General features: G+C 69.8%; 1 protein-coding gene. It reads right to left on the reverse strand.

Annotated features, from left to right (window positions below; genetic code table 11):
- Positions 1–291, reverse strand: a 291-nt coding sequence (locus QN345_RS20115; protein WP_323509251.1) for a helicase-related protein, incomplete at both ends; no start/stop codon positions are given.

The raw sequence follows: 291 nt of genomic DNA on the forward strand, positions 1-291 counted from the left end.
CGCGCGACCGACCTGCTGGTAGTACGCGACGGGGGAGGAGGGGGCGCCCAGGTGCAGCACGAAGCCGAGGTCCGGCTTGTCGAAGCCCATGCCGAGGGCACTTGTGGCGACGAGGGCCTTGACCTCGTTGCGCTTGAGCATCCCCTCAGACTCCTCGCGTTCCGCGGTGTCGGTCTGGCCGGTGTACGCGCGCACGGCATGGCCGGCCTCGCGCAACAGGCGTGCGGTGTCCTCGGCCGCTGAGACGGTGAGGGTGTAGATGATGCCGCTGCCGGGCAGCTCGTCGATGTG

Source organism: Cryobacterium sp. 10I1, assembly GCF_035019805.1.
Classification (GTDB): domain Bacteria; phylum Actinomycetota; class Actinomycetes; order Actinomycetales; family Microbacteriaceae; genus Cryobacterium; species Cryobacterium glucosi.